The sequence below is a fragment of the Streptomyces sp. NPDC008086 genome, assembly GCF_042957325.1.
In the GTDB taxonomy this organism is placed as follows: domain Bacteria; phylum Actinomycetota; class Actinomycetes; order Streptomycetales; family Streptomycetaceae; genus Streptomyces.
Map to the genome: position 1 here is coordinate 465,588 of NZ_JBIBIA010000004.1, position 19,251 is coordinate 484,838.

Below are 19,251 nucleotides of genomic sequence, written 5' to 3' on the forward strand. Positions count from 1 at the left end.
CTACGCGGCGGTGTGACGTACGCCTCTGTGCCAGTCCGCGTGTCTGCCCCGGTGCAGCGGCGGGGGCTCCCCGGAAATTCCGCCGGCCGACGCCGAACGTTTCGGGGCCTCCCGGCGTCACAGTCACCACACGGCGAGGGGAGGGGTGGCTGTGCTGCGCAGAAAGGCCCGCCGCGACCAGGGGGGCGGCGCCGTCCAGGACGTACTGGACGATCCGCTGGACGCGGCCCAGGAGCGTCGGGTGCGGGCGGTGCTCGCGCTCGGCGGGGTGCCGCAGGCGGACCTGCTGGACGGGGTACAGCAGGTCCGCCTGCGGCTGCTGGAGCGGGCCGCGAGCGGCCGTGAGGCGCCGCGGGACGTGTCGGCGTGGGCGGCGGTCGTCGCCTCCAACCTCGCCATGGACTGGCACCGGGCCAAGAAACGCCAGGAGCGGCTCGGGGAGCGCCTCGCCTCCCTGCACGAGCCGGTCCACCCCTCCGGCGAGGACAGCAGCCTGCTCTCCCTCGCCGTCGCCCAGGGCCTGGACGGACTGCCCGACGCCCAGCGTCAGGTCCTCGTCCTGCGGTTCTTCGCCGACCTGCCGGTCCGCGGCATCGCCGAGGAGCTGGGCATTCCGGAGGGCACGGTCAAGAGCAGGCTGCACACGGCGGTACGGGCCCTGCGCGCCCGCCTGCACGAGGACGAGGTGGTGTGACATGACCGCCGAGAACGAAGGCGGCCGTACCCGCGCCGACGCGCTGATGGCCGCGATCACCGACGAACCGCTCACCGACGAGGCACGCGCGGACGCCGCCTTCATGGCGGAGCACCGCTCGGCCGTCGCCGACGTGGCGCTGCTGCGGGAGCAGCTGGGGCTCATCGGGCACGCGCTCGCCGAGCCGACGGCACCACCGGAGCCCGAGCCGCAGCCCGCCCCCGCCGCGGTCCCCGCTCCTGTTCGCGTACGCTGGCCCTCCCGCGCCCGGCGCCGTATGTTCACCGTGGCCTACGGCGGGCTCGCGGTGGCCGCCGCCGCGTCCGTGCTGGTGGGCATGGGCTGGCTGCTGACCCAGGCGGGAGGTGACGCCTCCGACGCGGGAGCGGGTGCCGCCGCCGACAAGCAGGCCTCCGAGGCCGGGGGCGGCAACGCCTTCGGCAGCCCGCGTTACCTCGCCTGCTCCCGCCTGGTCGCCGAGGGCGAGGCCACCTCGGTGGAGCGGCTGCCCGGCACGACGTCCCTGCGGGTCACCCTGCGGATGAGCCGCTACTACAAGCCGGACAAGGGGGAGCAGGAGCTGACCTACGTGGTCGACGAGAGCCTCGTCCCGGGCCTGCGCGTGGGCGACCCGGTCCTCATCGGCATCCGCCAGGGCACGCGCCAGCCCGACTTCTGGGCGGTCGGCGAGCAGAACATCGCCCCCGAGCGGGCCTGGATCACCGCCTCGCTGGCCCAGGCGGGCAAGCTCACCTGCTGACCGGGGCCGGGGGCGCGGTGGACGGCTGAGGGGCGGGCGCCCGCACGGACGCCCGCCCCCCACTGCCGTACTCGACGAGCTACGGCGTGACCTTCTCGATCTTCACGTTGCCGAGGCCCGCGGCCGTGCCGCGCGCGTTCAGCAGCCGGACCTGGCCGAAGAACTCACGGCCCTCCGGCGCGGCCGCCGCGGCGGTGACGCTGCCCGCGACCGTGGCCGAGTCACCCGTGCCCAGCTTCACCGGCGCCGACTCGTCGACGGTGACGCTGCCGAGCGTGGCGGAGTAGAACACGTCCAGGTAGTCGTACGCCGTCGAGCCGGCCGGCACCGAGTAGCCGACGACCTCGACGCTGTACTTCCCGGCCGCCGGGTTCGCGACCGAGACCGACTCCTCCGAGTCGCCGTCGGCGGAGCTGCCGACCTCGGTGCCGGCCGCGTCGTAGACGACCAGGTCGAGGTCGGCGGCCGCGTCGGAGACGTTGCCGATGCTGACGTCGAGGGACGTGGCGCCCGCGGGGACGTCGACCGTGGTGGTCTGCGTGTCGCCCTCGGCGATGGTCGGACGCGCCGTCTTCGACGAGCCGAGCGGGCCGCCGGCCAGCTTGCCGTCGAGGGCGGCGTAGCCGTTGGTCACCTTCCAGGAGACGGCGGTCGGGGTGCCGACCTTGGCCTCGGGCAGGGTCACGGTCTCCGGGTCGAAGGCCGCGCCCAGGACGGCGACGTCCAGCTTGAACGGGTTGTCGAGCAGCGGCGACGTACGGCGCGACTCGACCTCGATCTCCCACACGCCGGGCTGCGGGTCGGCGTAGGAACGCACGTCCGGCTTGCAGCCGTTGCCGGCGAGGTAGTTGTTGTAGCAGTACGGGGTGCCGGTGTTGTCCGACGGCGTGCCGTACGGGTGGATGGCGATGAACCGGGTCTGGCTCTTGTCCTTCAGCCCGCCGATCGCGACCTCCAGCGACTTCGCGCCCTCGGGGACGGTCACGAAGTACGACTTGGTGCTGTTGCGCTGCACCGAACCGGACGCCGAGTAGGTGTACTTCAGCGGCGCCGAGACCACGACCGTGTTGAGGACCTGCTGGTCGATGCCCTCGGTGCGCGGGTCGTCGACCTCCAGGATCGCGCTCTTGATGCCGGCCGAGGACGGCTTGGCGGCGACCTTGACGGTGACCGGCTTGTTCAGGCCGAGACGGATCTCGTCGGAGCCGACGATGCGGAAGGTGTCCCCGGCGTTGTTCTCCAGGTGCAGCTCGTGCCGGATCGCCTTGTCCGCGCCGGACGTACGGGTGATCGTGACGTCGTACGTCTTCTTCTGCCCGGCCTTCAGGCCGCCCTCACGGTCGTAGATGCCCGTGCCGGAGCCCGGGGTCTTCAGGAACTGGTCGATCGCGGTGTCGACCGGCGCCTTGACCGTGTACTCGTGGGCGGTGGCGCCGTCACGGATCGACTCCCAGGCGTCCGGGATGTTGATGAGGCCGGCACCCTCCTCGTACGCCTGCACACCCTTGATGTGGTCGGCGGTCGAGGTCAGCGCGGTGCGCAGCTTCGCCGGGGTGAGGTCGATGCCCTTCTGCTTGGCGGCGCTCAGCAGCAGCGCCGAGGCGCCCGCGGCCTGCGGGGACGCCATCGAGGTGCCCTGGAGCATGCCGTAGCCGGCCGGCAGCGAGTAGCCCGCCTCGGCCACCGGGGCGCCCGGCAGCCAGGTCTGGATGGTGTTGATCGCGGCGCCCGGCGCGGACAGCGTCGGGGTGAAGCCGCCGTCCTCACGCGGACCGCGGGAGGAGAACGGCATCATCGCGTACCGCTTGGAGACCTCCGAGCCGTAGTTGGCGGCCCAGGTCTCCTTGGAGACGGTCGCGCCGACCGAGATGACCTTGCTCGCCAGGCCCGGGTCGCCGATGGTGTTGGCGCCGGGGCCGGAGTTGCCGGCCGAGATCACCAGCTGCACGCCGTAGGTGTCGATGAGGCGCGTGTACAGCTCGGCGCGCGCGTTGTTGCCGTCGTTCAGCGCCGGGAGACCGCCGATGGACATGTTGACGATGTCGACGCCGCGGTTGACGACGAGGTCGATCATGCCCTCGGTGAGCGCGACGTTGGTGCAGCCGCCGGTCCAGGTGCAGGCGCGCGAGGCGACGAGCTTGGCACCGGGCGCCGCGCCGTTCATCCTGCCGCCGAACAGGCCGTTCGCGGCGGTGATGCCGGCGACGTGGGTGCCGTGCTCGGACTCGATGACGCCGATGTTGACGAAGTCGCGCTTCTGGCCGACCCAGTCCCCGCCCAGCGGGTCCATCGGCACGTCCTTGCGGATCTGCACGACGAACGGCTGGCGCTCGGCGACGTCGGTGGCCGGGTTGTCGGTGCCGAAGTACCCGATCTGGTAGCCGTCCTTGTACGGCTTCATCGGGGTGTCGTCACCGAAGTCGAAGTTGTTGTTCAGGTCGACCCGGACGGTGCCGTTGGCGGCGTCGTACAGGACGCCCCAGGAGTCGGTCTTGTCGCCGTCGCGGTTGGCGTCGCCGGCCGCGTCGCCCCCCGTGGTGTACGACTCCAGGAACGTGCTCACCTGGTAGGAACCGGCGGGCGCGGTCCAGGTCTTGCCGCCGTAGGTGAAGGTGGGCCCGGAGACCGAGGTCACCATCGGGCGCCAGGTGCGGTCGTTGTCCACTATCGGGTCGGTCGCGGTGACCCAGTCGACGATCTTGCGCTCACCGGTGGTGGTCTTCTGGAGCGCCGGGTGCGCGAGGTCGATGCCGGAGTCGAGGATGCCGATGGTGATGCCGCGGCCGTCCGCCTTCGGGTGCTCCTCGACGAAGTCGACGGCGCCCGTCTCGAAGGACGGGTTGTACGGGTTCTCGGCCGGGGTCTTCCTGCCGGGGGCCGGGTACGCGCTCGCGGTGCCCGTGGCCTTCGCCGCGCTCTTCGAGCCCTTGCCGTCGACGACCGGGTCGTCCAGGGGTATCTCCTCGCGCAGGTCGATGCCGTGCACCGAGGAGAGCTTCGTGGCGGCGGCGATGGCCGCGTCGGCCTTGCCGGTGGGGACGGTGGCCCGGACGTAGCCGAGCTTGTCGTAGGAGCGGCCCACAGAGCCGACCGCGTCCAGCTGCTCGGCGACCTTCTCGGTCTGGCCGGGCGCGGTCGCGATCATCATCGTGACGTTCTTGTCGCCGTCGGCCTTCGCCTCGGCGAGCAGGTCGGCGTCGTCCGAACCGAGCTTGTCGTGCGCGGACTTGACGCTCGGGTCCGTCGCCGCGGGGGCGGGGTCCGCGGCTATGGCCATGGGTATCGGCCCGGCCGCGGAGAGCGCCGCGACGAGCCCGACGGCCACGGCTGTGCGGGCCGCGCGTCTCGGACCCGGCTTCGGTTCGCGCTGGGGGTTGAGGGTCATCGGCATCCCTTGTTGGTAAAGGAGCATGGGCCGTCCGGTATGTGATCCCGGACGACCGCACAGCCTTACGCAAGGGAAGGATGTTTGGGAAGAGTTGACCGAATCGAAATGGAGGGATGGGGGAAACCCCCTATGCAATTGGGGCGCGAGGGGCGAAAGGTGCAAGTCCCCCGCGAGGCGAAAAATCACCTGCGCCGGTCCGGCCCGGCCGTCTAACGTCCCTACGTGCGGAAGAAGTTGAGGGTGGCGGCCTACGCCATTTGCCTACGTGACGGACAACTCCTCCTCGCGCGCTCCCCGGCGCCCGGCGGCGGCTTCGAGTGGGTGCTGCCGGGCGGCGGCATGGAGCACGGCGAGGATCCCTACGACACGGTCGTGCGGGAGGTGGAGGAGGAGACCGGCTACCTCGTCGAACCGACCGGTCTCCTCGGCGTCGACTCCTCCCACCGCACCTTCCCGAGTGGCCGCTTCGGCCGCCCCGTCGACCACCACGGCGTACGGCTCGTCTACGAGGCCCGGATCACGGGTGGCGACCTGCGCTACGAGGCCAACGGCTCGACCGACATGGCCGCCTGGCACCCCCTGGACGAGGTGACGGCCCTGACCCGCGTGTCCATGGTCGACAAGGGGCTGTCGCTGTGGCGGGAGCGGCCGGCGGCGGGGCGGATCGGGGCCGACAGGGCCTAAAGGCTGTTGCGCAACGCGAAACGATCTTCCAAAGGAGTCTTCGAAGACGCTGTCAGGACGGTGGAAATCAACCCACAACTGGGCAATTGACCTTGCCTCGAGTGGCCGGATCCCGTCGTGATCGCCGTTGTGCACACGCTTTAGGGGGTCGGGCCCGGGAAGTAGCTTCGCTACCCCGAAAGATGAACAGGGAGTGACCGCGTCCCGGCCGTTCGAGGAGCGGCCGTGGACGCGGAAGGTAGTCCAAGATCCACGTACGGTGATCGGCGCTGCCCGTTGCGGTCGCGTTCATGCACAGGTCATCCCCGCTGCCAACGATCCACAGTGAGCGGGAGGTTCGCTTCGGTGACCGCCCGCGACCACTGCCGACGCGTTCGCACTCGGGGAGATCGCGCCATGTCGCGCATACGCTCTGTCGCCAGCTCCGCGCTGGGGGTCCACCGCCGTACCCTGCTCGCCGCCACCGGAGCGGTGACCCTCTCCGCGGGCGTCGGCTACGCCCTGCGGCCCACCGAGAGTGAGGCCGCCACCACCACGAGCACCGCGAGCGCACCGGGCGACGCCGCCGCCGAGGCCCCCGTCGGTGCCTCCCGCAAGGTGCCGGTCGCCCTCGCGCCCTACACCCGCGGCACCACCGTCGCCTCGGTCGCCACCCCGACCGGCGACTCCGGCTACCGCCGGCTCGGCGACGGTCCCGGCTGGAAGCGGGTCGTCCGCGAGAACCTGGCGGCGGCCAAGTCGGGGCGCGAGCAGCGGCGTACGGCGCTCGCCGCCTTCGTTCAGCTCACCGACCTGCACCTGATCGACGCCCAGCACCCGCTCCGCCTCGAATACCTGCGCTCGACGGACGTGCACGCCTGGCGGCCGCACGAGGCGCTGACCGTGCCCGGCGCGGTGGCGCTGGTGGAGCGCGTCAACGCGCTGCGGGGCGCCCCCGTCACCGGCGCCCCGCTCCACTTCGCCATGACCACCGGCGACAACACGGACAACAACTGCAAGTCCGAGCTGGAGTGGTTCCTGACGGTGATGAGCGGCGGCCGCGTCACCCCGAACACGGGCGACCCGCGGCACTACGAGGGCGTCCAGAACAGCGGACTCAAGCTGTACTGGCAGGCCGACGACAGTGTCCGCGACGCCGACAAGCAGCTCGGCTTCCCGCACATCGCGGGCTACCTCGCCGCCGCGATCCGCGAGCTGCGCAGCCCCGGACTGAACATCCCCTGGTACTCGACGGTCGGCAACCACGACGCGATGCCGCTCGGCACCTACGCCTCGCACGCCGACTCCTACCTCACCGACCTCGCGGTCGGCGGCAAGAAGCTGATGAACGTGTCGGCGGCGGACGCCAAGAAGCTCCAGGACTCCCTCAAGCAGGACAAGGACCCGAGGGGCACCGTCTTCAAGGACTTCCTCAAGGCCCACGCCCGCTCGATGCGCTCGGTCACGCCGGACGAGAGCCGCGCCCCGTTCACACCGAGGGAGTACCTCCAGGCGCATCTGAACCCGGCCCACCGCGGCCACGGCCCGGTCGGCCACGGCTACTCGACGGCCAACCTGGACGCGGGCACCCAGTACTACAGCTTCCGCATCGCCGACGACGTCATCGGCATCAGCCTCGACACCACCGACCCGGGCGGCCACTACGAAGGGTCCCTCGGGGCGGCGCAGTTCACGTGGCTGGACCGGACACTGCGCGAGAACAAGGACTCGTACGCGATCATCTTCAGCCATCACACCAGCGAGACGATGGACAACCTGCGCCGCGACCCGGCCCGCCCGGGCGAGCGGCGCGTGGGCGGCGCCGAGGTGCTCGAACTGCTCGGGAGCCACCGCAACGTCCTGGCCTGGGTGAACGGCCACATCCACAAGAACGTCATCACCCCGCACGCCGGCTCCGGCGGCCGCTCCTTCTGGGAGATCTCCACCGCCTCCCACGTGGACTTCCCCCAGCTCGCCCGGATCATCGAGGTGGTGGACAACAAGGACGGCACGCTCTCCCTGTTCACCACCCTGATCGAGTCCTCGGCCCCGCACCGCACCAGGTTCACCGACCACTCCCAGACGGGCCTGGCCGCCCTCTACCGCGAGCTGGCCCTGAACGCGCCCGGCGCCAGCACGAAGCTGGCCGGGGACCGCAAGGACCGCAACACGGAGCTGGTGTTGAAGAAGGGCTGACGGCCACTCAGGCCGCTACCCCGCGGGGTGCCTCTCCCGCACGGGTTGTCTTGATCCCGCTCAACCGGCGCGCCCCTCCTCAACCTTGTCCCGCATCCCCGGGTCTCCCTCCGCGACCACGCTCAACGGGGGCGTGAGCGGGAACAAGGGGGAACAGGACATGACCGTACGGACGACACGCACGGCCGTGGTGGCGGCGACGGCGGCGGGGCTGTCGGTGGCCCTCGCCGCTCCCGCGCTGGCGGCGACGCCCGCCGGAGCGGGCGGCCACGACGCGACCCGCAAGGCCATGGAGGCCGCCGTCGACGCCGGGGTGCCCGGCGTGACCGCGACGGGCAGGGACGGGCACGGCACATGGTCGGCGACGGCGGGCGTCGGCGACCTCAAGACCGGGAAGCCGCGTTCGGCGGACGACCGCTACCGGGTCGGCAGCATCACCAAGACGTTCGTCGCCACGGTGCTGCTGCAGCTGGAGGCGGAGGGCCGGCTGTCGCTGGACGACTCGGTGGAGAAGTGGCTGCCGGGCCTGGTCCGGGGCAACGGCCACGACGGCGGCCGGATCACCCTCCGCCAGCTCCTCAACCACACCAGCGGCATCTTCAACTACACGGCCGACCAGGACTTCGGCCGCACGTACTTCCTCAAGGACGGCTTCTTCAAGCACCGCTACGACACCAAGAAGCCCGAGGAACTCGTCGCGCTCGCCATGACCCACAAGCCGGACTTCGAGCCCGGCACGTCCTGGAACTACTCCAACACCAACTTCGTGCTGGCCGGCATGGTGATCGAGAAGGCCACGGGCCGCCCGTACGGGACGGAGGTCCGCCGCCGCGTCATCGAGCCCCTGCACCTGACCGCCACCTCCGTCCCGGGCACCCGCGTGACGGTCCCGGGGCCGAGCAGCCGCGCCTACTCCAAGCTGGCCGAGACGGCGGCCGGACCGACCTACGACGTCACGAAGCTCAACCCGTCCATCGCCTACGCGGCCGGTGAGATGATCTCCAACTCCACCGACCTCAACCGCTTCTACACGGCCCTTCTGCGCGGCAAGCTCCTCCCGCGTGAGCAACTGGCCGAGATGACCACCACGGTCCCCATCGACGAGGTCAACAGCTACGGCCTCGGTCTGATGAAGTCCGATCTGACCTGCGGTGTCACCGTCTGGGGCCACGGCGGCGGCATCCACGGCTCCACGTCCGAGGCGATCACGACCAAGGACGGCCACAAGTCGCTGGCCTTCAACTTCAACGGGGACTGGTCGGGGGACGCGGGTGCCGTGATCGAGGCGGAGTTCTGCGGGAAGGGCGTACAGGGGCAGGTTGCGAGGCTGTCGCCGGGCCCGGGTCTCCGATAGCTACTCCGCACCCTGGCCCTGACCGATGTCGCAAACGCGGTTGTGCACGGTAGAGCCCCCGGACATGAACTCTGGCTTCGGCTGGCCGTGTTGGAGGACGGAGAGCTGTCCGTCGAGGTGTCCGACCCGGTGCGGGGGTTCCCCGAGGTCCGTGCCGGTGAGTTGGAGTGCGGCCGCGGACTCCTGGTCGTCTCTCAACTTGCCGCCGAACTCGACTGGTTCCTCCGTGCTGAAGTCGGCAAGACGGTTCGTGCCCGTTTGGTGGGCTGAACCCGTACATTCGGAATCAGACACTCCGAATGGCGAAAGGCCGCACGACTCCGATGAAACTCGACGGGAGGGCAGGATCCGCGCCTACGGCTGGTCCACCGACGAACCCGAACTCGCCGCCGCCTGGGTGGGCCAACAGGGCTTTGGCGGGCTGGAGTTCGAGATCAACGTCGTCCACGACTCGCCGGCGATCGTGGACATCTGCGAGCGCAACGACGTCCCCGGTCTGGCGCGGGGCCCCCTGGGCACCGGCCTCCTGACCGGCGCCCATCCGGAGGGCTCCCGCATCACTGACGAACAGGACTTCCGCCGCCGCTCTCCGGACTGGCTCAACTACTTCCAGGACGGTTACCCGGTCCCGGAACTGGCCCGAGCCCTGGAGTCCGTCCGCCACATCCTGACGTCGGAGGGCCGCACGGTGGCCCAGGGGGCGCTGGCGTGGCTGTGGGCACGCTCGCCTTCGCTGATCCCGATCCCGGGTGCGCAGACGGTGGCGCAGGTGAGGGAGAACGCGGGGGCCATGGAGAAGGGGCCGTTGAGTGAGGCTCAGATGAGGGAGATTGACGATCTATTGGGGGTGATCTGACCCACTTAGGGGTGCGGGGCTGTATCGATGTGGCTCCGCCGCGTGGGCGCGACCAGCCCCCACGGCGCCGCAGATGACGATCTACCTACAAGCGTCGATCGCATCCCGAAGAAGCCGAACCGCTTCCCCCACCGCCCCATCCGCAAGATTCCCGTACCCGAGGACAAGCCCGTGATCGGCATGGTCCTCGGTCGCGTGATAGGCGGCGAGATCGGCAATCCGCAGCGACCGAACACTCGCCGCCCTCACCACCGCCCCCGTGTCCACACCATCCGGCAACCGCAAGATGAGATGCAGCCCGGCCGCAACGCCCAGCACCGGCGCCCCCGGCAACTCCTCCGCGAGGGCCCGTACCAGTGCGTCCCGCCGATCCCGGTACCGCTTCCGGCCGGCCCGGAGATAACGGTCGTACGCCCCCGACTCCAGCATCGTCGCGAAGGCCAACTGGTCGAGGGTGGGTGGCTGTGTCGCCGTCTGGTCCGCGAGATGCAGGTGCCGTGTCCAGCGGGGCGGGGCCACGATCCAGCCGATGCCGAGCGCCGGGGACAGAATTTTGCTGAGCGACTTGAAGAGGACGACACGGGACGGGTCCATGCCCTGGAGCGCGGCGACGGGGCGACGGTCGTAGCGGAACTCGGCGTCGTAGTCGTCCTCCAGGACGACCCCGTCCACCCGCCGCGCCCACCGCAGCAGCGCGGCCCGCCGCTCGGGGGCGAGGACACAGCCCAGCGGGAACTGGTGCGCCGGAGAGGTCAGTACGGCCCGCAGGTCGGGGAGCCCGGCGAGGTCCTCCACGCGCAGGCCCCCGCCGTCCGTGCGCACCGGCACCGGTTCTACACCCGCCGCCCGGATCACGTCCCGCAGCCGCGTCCAGCCCGGCTCCTCGCAGCCGACCTCGGTGATCCCCTCGGCGCGCAGCCCGTGGCAGACGCGCCGCACCCCGTCGGTGACGCTGGTGCAGACCGTGACGTCGTCCGGGTTGGCGGAGACGCCGCGGGAACGGCCCAGGTACTCGACCAGCAGCCGCCGCAGTCGGGGGTGACCGCCGGCCGGGGGGTAGCCGAACTCCGTGTACGACGTCGTGCTCACCTGCGCCCGTACCGCCTCGGCCCACCGGCGGCGCGGAAACGCCCGCAGGTCCGGCAGACCCGGCCCCAGGTCGAAGCGGGCCTCCGGCGTCCGGCGCGGTGCGCGGCGCCCGGCCCCGTCGTCCGGGGCGTCCGCCCAGCGCACCCGGGTGCCGGAGCCGGTGCGCGCCTCCAGATACCCCTCGGCGGTGAGCTGGCTGTACGCCTCCGTCACCGCCCAGCGTGAAACGCCCAGGTCGGAGGCGAGCTGACGGCTGGGCGGCAGGGTGGTGCCGACCTCGATCCGGCCGTCCCTGATCGCCGCGCGCAGCGCCCGCTTAACCCGCTCGTGCAGCGGCTCGTCGCCGGCCCGGTCCAGGTGCAGCAGCAGATCGCCCACCGGATTGGTCTGTGATTCCCGCATGACATTGGACGGTAGCAGCGAGCCATTGCGGGCTACCTTCGGATCATCAACGACGAATGCGTGGAGACGAAGGAGGCCGTCGTGGCCACAGTGAGGCGCACGGTGCCGCTCCAGGACCAGCATCAGATGTTCCGCGGCGTGTTCGACGACTGGCAGACCAGGGCCGGAGTCACGTCGGCGCTGCCGGACGCACCGGTCGTACCCGACGAGCCCCGGCAGGGGCGGGCTGTGTGGCGCCGGCTGCGGACCCAGTTCGCCCGGACCTCGCCGACCCGCAGGGCCGTCGCCATCGACTGGCCGGCCGCATGAAGAGCGACTGGCCGGTCGCGTGAGGAGGGGCCGCCGATGACCTTCGGCGGCCCCTCCTCTCCCCTCCTGATGCTGCCTGCGCGGTCCGTCACTACCGCGGCAGCACCACGACATACGCGGCCGGATCACGGTCCGCCGCGGCCATCAGCGCCGTACGGACCACCGCCGCCTGCTGCTCCATCGCGTCCCGGAGCTTCTTCGGGGTGATGTACACGACCGTGATGCCGAGGCGCTCCAAGTGCTCGCGCTTGCGGGCGTACTCGGACCAGAGGGCGTCCTCGTCCTGACGCGGGGCCCGGGTGTCCAGCTCCACGGCCACCGCCTGCTCCGGCCAGTAGGCGTCCAGGCCGCCGAGGTGGGGTCCGCCGGGCAGGCGCAGGTCGACGTTCCAGACGGGGTCGGGCAGGCCGTGGACGTGGACCATCTCGTACAGGCGGTCCTCCGCGATGGCGCGGCCCTCGGCGAGCAGGGAGTCCACCGCGTCCACCACGTGCGGGCGGGACAGCAGCTTGGCCTGGTTCAACTCCCGTACCACCGCGGCCGGTTCGCAGTGGCCGGCGCGTACGGCCTCGGTCAGCAGGCGGCGTACGGCGCCCGCGTCCGTCAGTTCGGCGACCGCGTCGGCGAGGGCGCGGGGGACCGGGGCGACGGGGAGGCCCGTGACCTGCTGGGGGGTGGGGAGTGCGGCGGTGCGCAGGACACGGGCGCAGCCGGTGGAGCGCAGGCGTCGCATCCGGGGGACGAGGACGTCGATCGTGTCCAGGGCGGTCAGCGGCGGCGTGGCCGAGAAGCCGTGCAGGGTCAGCGCCGCGAGGCCCGTGATCACCGCGTCGGGGTAGGCAGGGGCGGCGTGGTCCTCGCCGGGGTTCGGCTGGGACGGCACCCCGGGCGACCGTTCCCGCGCCGCGTACATCAGCACCGCGTGCAGGCGCTCCTCGCTGGTCGGCGGGCCGGGGTGGAGCAGCAGGACGCCGGGGAGGATCTGCTGCCAGGGGCCGCCGGGGCGGCACTGCTCGTTCATCTCGGCGGTCGCCACGCCGTGCGACTTCAGCCGCGCGGCCGTCATGACACGGCGGTGCACCTCGGAGAGGTGGCGCAGCGGGCGGGGGGTGGCCGGGGGGAGCGGGGTGTTGTGGTTCATGACCCGGAGGTTCCCGCGTCCTGTCGGCCCTTTAACCGCTGTTACACGCCCGTCGACAAATACGGACAACCTAGCACTAAAGGACGGATGTTCGGATGCCGAGTAGGCACGGAAAACCCCTGGTCCGTTCGGGTTGGACCAGGGGTTACGGCTGCTATTGCCTGAATTCCGTAACGGTCACGGAGGGCCGTGATCGTTGGCCAAAGGTCTTATGCGGTTGACGCGGCCGACGCGTCACACTCCTGCCCCCGCAGCCCCCGCGCCAGATCGTCCCGCGCCTCCAGCACCAGCCGCCGCAGCGCCGGCGCCGCGTCCTCGTGGGCCGCGAGCCAGGCGTCCGTCGCGTCCAGCGTGGCCTGCGACTGCTGGAGCCCCGGGAACAGACCCCGGACCACGTCCATGCCGATCTGGATCGACCGCTCGGACCACACCCGCTCGATCACCGCGAAGTACTTCTCGGCGTACGGCGCGAGCAGCTCCCGCTGCGACGCCTGGGTGAAGCCGGAGATGGTCGCCTCCACCAGCGCGTTGGACAGCGCGTCCGACTCCACGACCTGAGCCCACGCCTGCGCCTTCACCGCCTCCGCGGGACGGGCGGCCAGACAGCGCACCTGGTGGCGCTTGCCGGACGCCGTGTCGTCCCGGGCCAGTTCGGCCGCCAGCACCGACTCGTCCGCGACCCCGTGCGCGGCCAGCGGCTCCAGGAACGTCCAGCGCAGCTCCTGGTCGACGTCAAGACCCTCGATCTTCTCCGTGCCCTCCAGCAGCCCCCGCAGCAGCCCCAGGTCCTCCGACCCCGACGCCACCGACGCGAAGAACCGCGCCCACGCCAGCTGCTGCTCGCTGCCCGCCTCGGCCGCCCGCAGCTCCCGCAGCGCGCCCTCGGCCACCAGCCGCTCACCGGTCGGCCGCCACGCCGGCGCCGCGTAGTGCACCAGCGACGAGTCCGCCCACGCGTGCAGCATCTGCAGCACACCGATGTCGGACTCGCGCCCCGCGAACCGCAGCACCAGCTCCACGAAGTCCCGCGCCGGCAGCAGCGCGTCCCGCGTCATGTTCCACAGCGCCGACCAGCACAGCGCCCGGGCCAGCGGATCGGTCATGTCGCCGAGGGCGGCACGCAGCGTCGCCAGCGACGTCTCGTCGAAACGGGTCTTGCAGTACGTCAGGTCGTCGTCGTTCACCAGCACCAGCTCCGGCGCCTGCGCCCCCGCCAGCTCCGCCACGACCGTCCGCGGACCCTCGACGTCCACCTCGGCCTGCGCGAACCGCTCCAGTGCGCCGGCCTGCGTCCTGCGGTACAGACCCACCGCGACCCGGTGCGGCCGCAACTCCGGGTGCGACTCGGCGGCCTCCTGCACCACCGCCAGCTCGTCGATCCGGCCCTCGGCGTCCAGCAGCACCTGCGGGGTCAGCGAGTTCACACCCGCCGTCTGCAGCCAGGACCGCGACCACGCGCCCATGTCCCGGCCACTGGTCTCCTCCAGCACCGACAGCAGATCGCCGAGGCGCGTGTTGCCGTACGCGTGCCGCTTGAAGTAGCGCCGCGCACCCTCCAGGAACGCGTCCTGGCCGACGTACGCCACCAGCTGCTTCAGCACCGAGGCGCCCTTGGCGTAGGTGATGCCGTCGAAGTTGAGCTTCGCGTCCTGCAGGTCACGGATGTCGGCGGTGATCGGGTGCGTGGAGGGCAGCTGGTCGGCGCGGTACGCCCACGCCTTGCGCCGGTTGGCGAAGGTGATCCAGGCGTCCTTGAAGCGGGTCGCGCCGACGTTCGCGAAAGTGCCCATGAAGTCCGCGAAGGACTCCTTCAGCCACAGGTCGTCCCACCACACCATGGTGACCAGGTCGCCGAACCACATGTGCGCCATCTCGTGCAGGACGACGTTCGCCCGGCCCTCGTACGACGCCCGCGTCACCTTCCCGCGGAAGATGAACTCCTCCCGGAAGGTCACCATCCCCGGGTTCTCCATCGCGCCGAGGTTGTACTCCGGCACGAACGCCTGGTCGTACTTCCCGAAGGGGTACGGGTAGTCGAAGTGGTCGTGGAAGAAGTCCAGGCCCTGCTTCGTCACCAGGAAGACGTCGTCGGCGTCGAAGTACGGCGCGAGACCCTTGCGGCACATCGCGCCGAGCGGGATCTCCAGCGTCGTGCCGTCCGCGAACGTACGCGAGTAGGAGTCCGTGACGTAGTGGTACGGGCCCGCCACGACACAGGTGATGTACGTCGAGATCGGCTTCGTCTCCGCGAACCGCCACACCCCGTCGGCGAGTTGACCCGCCCCGTTGCTCCACACCGTCCATTCCCGCGGCGCCCGCACCTCGAAACGGAACGGCGCCTTGAGGTCCGGCTGCTCGAAGTTCGCGAAGACCCGGCGGGAGTCGGCCGGCTCGTACTGCGTGTACAGGTACACCTCGCCGTCCTCCGGGTCGACGAAGCGGTGCAGGCCCTCCCCGGTGCGCGAGTAGGCGCACTGGGCGTCCACGACGAGCTCGTTGTCGGCGGCCAGGTCCTCCAGGACGATCCGCGAACCGTCGAAGACCTCGCTCGGGTCCAGGTCCCGGCCGTTGAGAGAGACGGCCGTCACACTCGGCGCGATCAGATCCGCGAAGCTCGTGGCGCCGGGCTCGGCACAGCGGAAGCGGATCGTGGTGACCGAGCGGAAGGTGCGCGGCTCCCCCTCCCGCGAGGGTCCGTCACCGAGGGCGGAACGCACGTCGAGGGACACGTCGTACCCGTCGACGGACAGCAGGGCGGCCCGCTCCCGGGCCTCGTCGCGGGACAGATTCTCACCGGGCACGGACGGCACTCCCTCGGAGGTGTTCGGTATGTGGACAGCACTGATCCTCCCATGAGCCCCTGACGGGCGGCAGTAGGGAATGGGCGGGGCGGGGGACGACGTTGTCTTGAGGAATCAACCACTTTCATGAGGAGAGCCATGTCCGAGACCAGCTCTGCCAAGACGCCCGTCGACTTCTGGTTCGACCCGCTCTGCCCCTGGGCCTGGATGACCTCTCGATGGGTCCTGGAGGTGGAGAAGGTCCGGGACATCGAGGTGCGCTGGCACATCATGAGCCTGGCCGTGCTGAACGAGCCGAAGATCGACGAGCTTCCCGCGGAGTACCGCGAGCTGCTGGAGACCAAGGCCTGGCAGCCGATCCGGGTGGTCACCGCGGCCTGGCAGAAGCACGGCTCCGACATCCTCGGCCCGCTGTACACCGCACTCGGCACCCGCATCCACAACGAGGGCCAGGGCCCCACCCGCGAGGCCGTCGAAGGCGCCCTGGCGGACATAGGCCTGCCCGCCGACCTGATCGACTACTTCGACCAGAAGGACTTCGAGTTCGACGCCGAGCTGCGCGCCTCCCACAAGGAGGGCATCGACAAGGTCGGCCAGGAGGTCGGCACCCCGGTCATCGCCGTCCCCGGTGACGACGGCGAGCAGCTCGCCTTCTTCGGGCCGGTCGTCACCCCGACCCCCCTCGGCGAGGACGCCGCGAAGCTCTGGGACGGCACCCTCGCCGTGGCCTCCGTGCCGGGCTTCTACGAGATCAAGCGGACGCGGACGAAGGGGCCGGACTTCAGCAACCTGTAGGGGTCACTCCTCCGGTTCGGGGAACGACGCGCCGTCGTTGTGATTCCCCAGCCGCTGGTAGCGCCGGCAGCCCTCGCGGGCGCAGCGGTAGTACGAGCCCAGGCGGGTGTGCCTGGGCTTGTTCGCTTCCACGTACGCCTGCTCGTCCTCGGAGAGCTCGCGGAACTCCTGAAGCGTGCCTCCGCAGTTCTTGCAGTGCTTGGTCACCATGGACGCCCTCCTACGGGTCAGCGCTTTCTCGCCATCACCGCCAGATCCGGGAAGTCGGTCACCACCGCGTCGACCCCCATCCCGTAGTACAGCGCGTACTCCGCGAACGCGTCCCCGAAATCGTTCACTCCGCTCCCGCGCCGGAACTGCGCCGCCAGAAACTGGTTCTCCGCCCGGAAGGTGTACGGCCCCACCCGCAGCCCCGCCGCATGCGCGTCCGCCAGGACCGACGTGCCGACCAGCGACGACTTGTCCGGCCCGATCCAGTCCGCGTACGCGGCGATCCGCGCCAGCCCCGCCGGGGTCATCATGTCCCGGTACGTCGTCGGATCACCGGCCGAGACCAGGTCGTACGGCCCACCCGTGGTCCCCAACGCCTGCCACAACGGCACCCCCAGCCGCTCCGCCGCGACCCGCCGCAGGCTCGTCGGCTCGAAGGACTGCACGACACACTCACGCCGGCCCAGGCGATTGCGGCGGATCGCGTGCGCCAGCTTCGGCTCCAGCGGCAGGCCGATCGAGCGGAAGTACGTCGGGTGCTTGGTCTCCGGGAAGACGGCGATGGTCCGGCCGTGCGTCCTGGAGAGCCCGCGCGCCAGGTCGACCACCTCCTGGAAGGTCAGCACCTCCGCACGGCCGTCGAACACGGTGTTGCGGTTGCGGACCAGCGGCAGCCGCTCCACCGCCCGCAACGTCTTCAGCTCCGCCAGCGTGAAATCCTCGGTGAACCAGCCGGTCACCGGCCGTCCGTCCACCGTCTTCGTCGTACGGCGGCCCGCGAACTCCGGGTGCTGCGACACATCGGTGGTCTGCGAGATCTCGTTCTCGTGCCGGACGACCAGGACATGGTCCTTCGTCGGGACGAGGTCCGGTTCGATCCAGTCCGCTCCGGTCTGCACGGCGTACGTGTAGGAGGCCGCCGTGTGTTCGGGGCGCCAGCCGGCTGCGCCGCGATGGCCGATGACCAGTGGCGGGCGGGTGTGCGGGGTCGCTTGCTCGGCCGCATGTGCAGGGTCGGCCGTGGCCGCCGTGGCCGCGGTGGCCGCGGTGCCCGCGGCCGCCAGGAGGAGGGAACGGCGTCTCATGTGACTCCCTTGTGTCGTCCGGTCGTTCACGAGCGGGCCCGGTGGCGCGCCTGGGCCAGCCGGGCCAGATGGTCGTCGTAGGCGTCCGCGTAGTACGCCGCCCGGGCCGCGTCCGGCTCCACGACCGCCGTCGGCTCCGTCCAGGCCGCCACGTCCAGGTCCACCCCGAAGCGCTCCGCAGCCGCCAACACCGCGCCCCGCGCGCCCACTTCGCCCTCCACGACCCTCAGCGGACGGCCCAGCACGTCCGCCAGCAGCCGCATCCAGGCGGGACTGCGCGTGCCACCGCCGCAGACGGCGAGCGTCCCGGTCAGCCCGGCCGCCTCAAGACAGTGCCGGGCCGCGAAACCGATGCCCTCGCAGGTGGCACGGATCAGATCGGCCTTCGTGGACTCCAGGGAGACACCGGTGAGTTCGGCGCGCAGGCGGGGCTCGACGAAGGGGGCGCGCTCACCCGACGGCGCGAAGTACGGGAGCACGCCGACGCCGTTCGCCCCCGGCGGGGTCTCCGCCAGCAGCTCGTCCACCTGATCGTGCCGGACGCCCGTCGTCGACAGCACCCAGTCCAGCGCCGCCGTACCGACCATCGCGGGCATCGCGCGCAGCCAGTGCCCGGGGCGGTCCGTGTTGATGTACAGGCCGGCCGGTTCACCGGTCAGATCGAGGTCGGTGGTCGCGACGAGGCTGGCCAGGCAGGTGCCGACGATGAGGAGCCCGTCGCCGGGTGACGTCACGCCCGCGCCGAGTGCGCAGGCCGGGAGGTCGTACGGGCCGTTCGCGATGCGGGTCCCGGGCGGGAGGCCCTCGCCGCGCGCCGGCGCCGTCGCGACCGGATCGCTGACCGGCGGGAGCAGACCGCGCCGGTGGGTCAGCCCGAGCAACTCCACGACCCGGTTGTCGTAACGGCGTGTCCGCGGGTCCAGGAAGGGCATCGAGGCGTCCGAGACGTCGGTGGTCGGCCCGGCTCCCGTCAGCCGGTGGAACACCATGTCCTTGCAGTACAGGGCGGCCGCCGCCGCATCCAGCGCCTTCGGCTCATGGCTCTCCAGCCACGCCAGCAACGGCCCCGGACAACCCGGGAACATCGCGCCGCCGGTGCGCCGGAACACCGTCTCGAACGTGCCGTCCGCCAGCCAGCGGTCGACCAGCTCGTGGGCGCGGCCGTCCATCCAGGAGGCGGCGGGGCGGACGGGGCGGCCGGTTGGGTCTACCAGCCATACTCCGTCGCCTTGGCCGGTCAGGCCGGCCAGGGTGACGGGGGTGGGGGTGTGTTCGGTCAGTTCGGTCAGTACGGCCACTACTGCGCCGTACACCTCGTCCATGTCCTGCTCGACTGTCCCGCCCTGCAGCGCGAGAGTCACGGGGCGGGCGGCTACGGCCAGTTCGCGGCCCTCTGCGTCGAACGCCGCCGCTTTTACCGTGGACGTGCCTACATCGATACCTACGTACATTCCCACCCACCTCTTTGGCTCGGTCGGCTGTGCGGTGCTTTCAGGGCCGGGGTGCTG

Annotated in this window: 16 protein-coding genes; 9 read left to right on the top strand and 7 right to left on the bottom strand. The window is 71.1% G+C overall.

What is annotated here, in order from left to right; genetic code table 11:
• The first annotated feature begins 145 nt into the window (after positions 1-145).
• Together ACFZBP_RS16365 and ACFZBP_RS16370 are read left to right on the top strand one after the other, a co-directional pair.
• Positions 146-694 (top strand): RNA polymerase sigma factor, encoded by a 549-nt coding sequence (locus tag ACFZBP_RS16365; RefSeq protein ID WP_383451320.1) that lies wholly within the window; start codon positions 146-148, stop codon positions 692-694.
• Position 695: 1 nt separating this feature from the next.
• Positions 696-1,454 carry a hypothetical protein gene (locus ACFZBP_RS16370; RefSeq protein ID WP_391413659.1) on the top strand — a complete coding sequence of 253 codons (759 nt, stop codon included), beginning with the start codon at positions 696-698 and terminating at the stop codon, positions 1,452-1,454.
• A gap of 79 nt (positions 1,455-1,533) precedes the next feature.
• Here the strand turns inward: ACFZBP_RS16370 and ACFZBP_RS16375 are convergent, their stop codons facing one another.
• Entirely contained in the window at positions 1,534-4,839 is a 3,306-nt protein-coding gene (locus ACFZBP_RS16375) for a S8 family serine peptidase (protein WP_391413662.1), read from the bottom strand.
• Positions 4,840-5,064: 225 nt separating this feature from the next.
• Between ACFZBP_RS16375 and ACFZBP_RS16380 the strand changes: the two genes are divergently transcribed.
• From ACFZBP_RS16380 to ACFZBP_RS16400, 5 genes are all read left to right on the top strand, one after another.
• The gene (locus ACFZBP_RS16380) at positions 5,065-5,526 is read left to right on the top strand and encodes an NUDIX hydrolase (RefSeq protein ID WP_383451315.1); all 462 of its coding nucleotides are present in this window, start codon (positions 5,065-5,067) and stop codon (positions 5,524-5,526) included.
• A 396-nt stretch (positions 5,527-5,922) separates the two neighbouring features.
• Positions 5,923-7,701, top strand: a complete 1,779-nt coding sequence (locus ACFZBP_RS16385) for a TIGR03767 family metallophosphoesterase (RefSeq protein WP_391413664.1) — start codon at positions 5,923-5,925, stop codon at positions 7,699-7,701.
• A 160-nt stretch (positions 7,702-7,861) separates the two neighbouring features.
• Positions 7,862-9,055: a serine hydrolase gene (locus ACFZBP_RS16390; protein ID WP_391414117.1), complete on the top strand. Its 1,194-nt coding sequence runs from the start codon at positions 7,862-7,864 to the stop codon at positions 9,053-9,055.
• 18 nt (positions 9,056-9,073) lie between these two features.
• Entirely contained in the window at positions 9,074-9,325 is a 252-nt protein-coding gene (locus ACFZBP_RS16395; protein ID WP_391414119.1) for an ATP-binding protein, read from the top strand.
• The gene (locus ACFZBP_RS16400) at positions 9,306-9,911 is read left to right on the top strand and encodes an aldo/keto reductase (protein WP_391413666.1); all 606 of its coding nucleotides are present in this window, start codon (positions 9,306-9,308) and stop codon (positions 9,909-9,911) included. The genes ACFZBP_RS16395 and ACFZBP_RS16400 overlap by 20 nt, the downstream gene beginning before the upstream one ends.
• Positions 9,912-9,992: 81 nt before the next feature.
• Here ACFZBP_RS16400 and ACFZBP_RS16405 read toward each other — a convergent pair whose 3' ends face one another.
• A complete protein-coding gene (locus ACFZBP_RS16405) occupies positions 9,993-11,402 on the bottom strand; it encodes an aminotransferase class I/II-fold pyridoxal phosphate-dependent enzyme (RefSeq protein ID WP_391413668.1) in 1,410 nt (469 codons plus the stop codon).
• A gap of 81 nt (positions 11,403-11,483) precedes the next feature.
• Here ACFZBP_RS16405 and ACFZBP_RS16410 point away from each other — a divergent pair, with 81 nt between their 5' ends.
• On the top strand, positions 11,484-11,711 hold the full coding sequence (locus ACFZBP_RS16410; protein WP_391413669.1) for a hypothetical protein: 228 nt from the start codon (positions 11,484-11,486) through the stop codon (positions 11,709-11,711).
• 91 nt (positions 11,712-11,802) lie between these two features.
• Here ACFZBP_RS16410 and ACFZBP_RS16415 read toward each other — a convergent pair whose 3' ends face one another.
• Positions 11,803-12,852 carry a hypothetical protein gene (locus ACFZBP_RS16415; RefSeq protein ID WP_383451300.1) on the bottom strand — a complete coding sequence of 350 codons (1,050 nt, stop codon included), beginning with the start codon at positions 12,850-12,852 and terminating at the stop codon, positions 11,803-11,805.
• A 209-nt stretch (positions 12,853-13,061) separates the two neighbouring features.
• Positions 13,062-15,653, bottom strand: coding sequence for an aminopeptidase N (gene pepN, locus ACFZBP_RS16420; RefSeq protein WP_391413671.1), 2,592 nt, complete (start codon positions 15,651-15,653; stop codon positions 13,062-13,064).
• Between the two features lie 138 nt (positions 15,654-15,791).
• On the opposite strand from pepN, the gene ACFZBP_RS16425 reads away from it, so the two are divergent.
• Positions 15,792-16,448, top strand: a complete 657-nt coding sequence (locus tag ACFZBP_RS16425) for a DsbA family protein (protein ID WP_391413673.1) — start codon at positions 15,792-15,794, stop codon at positions 16,446-16,448.
• A 3-nt stretch (positions 16,449-16,451) separates the two neighbouring features.
• Here the strand turns inward: ACFZBP_RS16425 and ACFZBP_RS16430 are convergent, their stop codons facing one another.
• Genes ACFZBP_RS16430 through ACFZBP_RS16440 form a run of 3 tightly spaced genes read right to left on the bottom strand, consistent with a single transcriptional unit; the run spans position 16,452 to position 19,194 of the window.
• Positions 16,452-16,658, bottom strand: a complete 207-nt coding sequence (locus tag ACFZBP_RS16430) for a hypothetical protein (RefSeq protein ID WP_391413675.1) — start codon at positions 16,656-16,658, stop codon at positions 16,452-16,454.
• A 17-nt stretch (positions 16,659-16,675) separates the two neighbouring features.
• Complete coding sequence (locus ACFZBP_RS16435) at positions 16,676-17,743, bottom strand: glycerophosphodiester phosphodiesterase family protein (RefSeq protein WP_391413677.1); 1,068 nt, start codon at positions 17,741-17,743, stop codon at positions 16,676-16,678.
• Between the two features lie 26 nt (positions 17,744-17,769).
• Positions 17,770-19,194: an FGGY family carbohydrate kinase gene (locus ACFZBP_RS16440; protein ID WP_391413679.1), complete on the bottom strand. Its 1,425-nt coding sequence runs from the start codon at positions 19,192-19,194 to the stop codon at positions 17,770-17,772.
• Positions 19,195-19,251 lie beyond the last annotated feature (57 nt).

What these genes read in the sequence shown, in the direction of transcription:
- ACFZBP_RS16385 (WP_391413664.1), top strand. Translation starts at nt 5,923, where the DNA reads ATGTCGCGCATACGCTCTGTCGCCAGCTCCGCGCTGGGGGTCCACCGC.
- ACFZBP_RS16390 (WP_391414117.1), top strand. Translation starts at nt 7,862, where the DNA reads ATGACCGTACGGACGACACGCACGGCCGTGGTGGCGGCGACGGCGGCG.
- ACFZBP_RS16405 (WP_391413668.1), bottom strand. Translation starts at nt 11,402, where the DNA reads ATGCGGGAATCACAGACCAATCCGGTGGGCGATCTGCTGCTGCACCTG.
- ACFZBP_RS16440 (WP_391413679.1), bottom strand. Translation starts at nt 19,194, where the DNA reads ATGTACGTAGGTATCGATGTAGGCACGTCCACGGTAAAAGCGGCGGCG.
- ACFZBP_RS16415 (WP_383451300.1), bottom strand. Translation starts at nt 12,852, where the DNA reads ATGAACCACAACACCCCGCTCCCCCCGGCCACCCCCCGCCCGCTGCGC.
- ACFZBP_RS16425 (WP_391413673.1), top strand. Translation starts at nt 15,792, where the DNA reads ATGTCCGAGACCAGCTCTGCCAAGACGCCCGTCGACTTCTGGTTCGAC.
- ACFZBP_RS16375 (WP_391413662.1), bottom strand. Translation starts at nt 4,839, where the DNA reads ATGACCCTCAACCCCCAGCGCGAACCGAAGCCGGGTCCGAGACGCGCG.
- ACFZBP_RS16370 (WP_391413659.1), top strand. Translation starts at nt 696, where the DNA reads ATGACCGCCGAGAACGAAGGCGGCCGTACCCGCGCCGACGCGCTGATG.
- ACFZBP_RS16430 (WP_391413675.1), bottom strand. Translation starts at nt 16,658, where the DNA reads ATGGTGACCAAGCACTGCAAGAACTGCGGAGGCACGCTTCAGGAGTTC.
- ACFZBP_RS16435 (WP_391413677.1), bottom strand. Translation starts at nt 17,743, where the DNA reads ATGAGACGCCGTTCCCTCCTCCTGGCGGCCGCGGGCACCGCGGCCACC.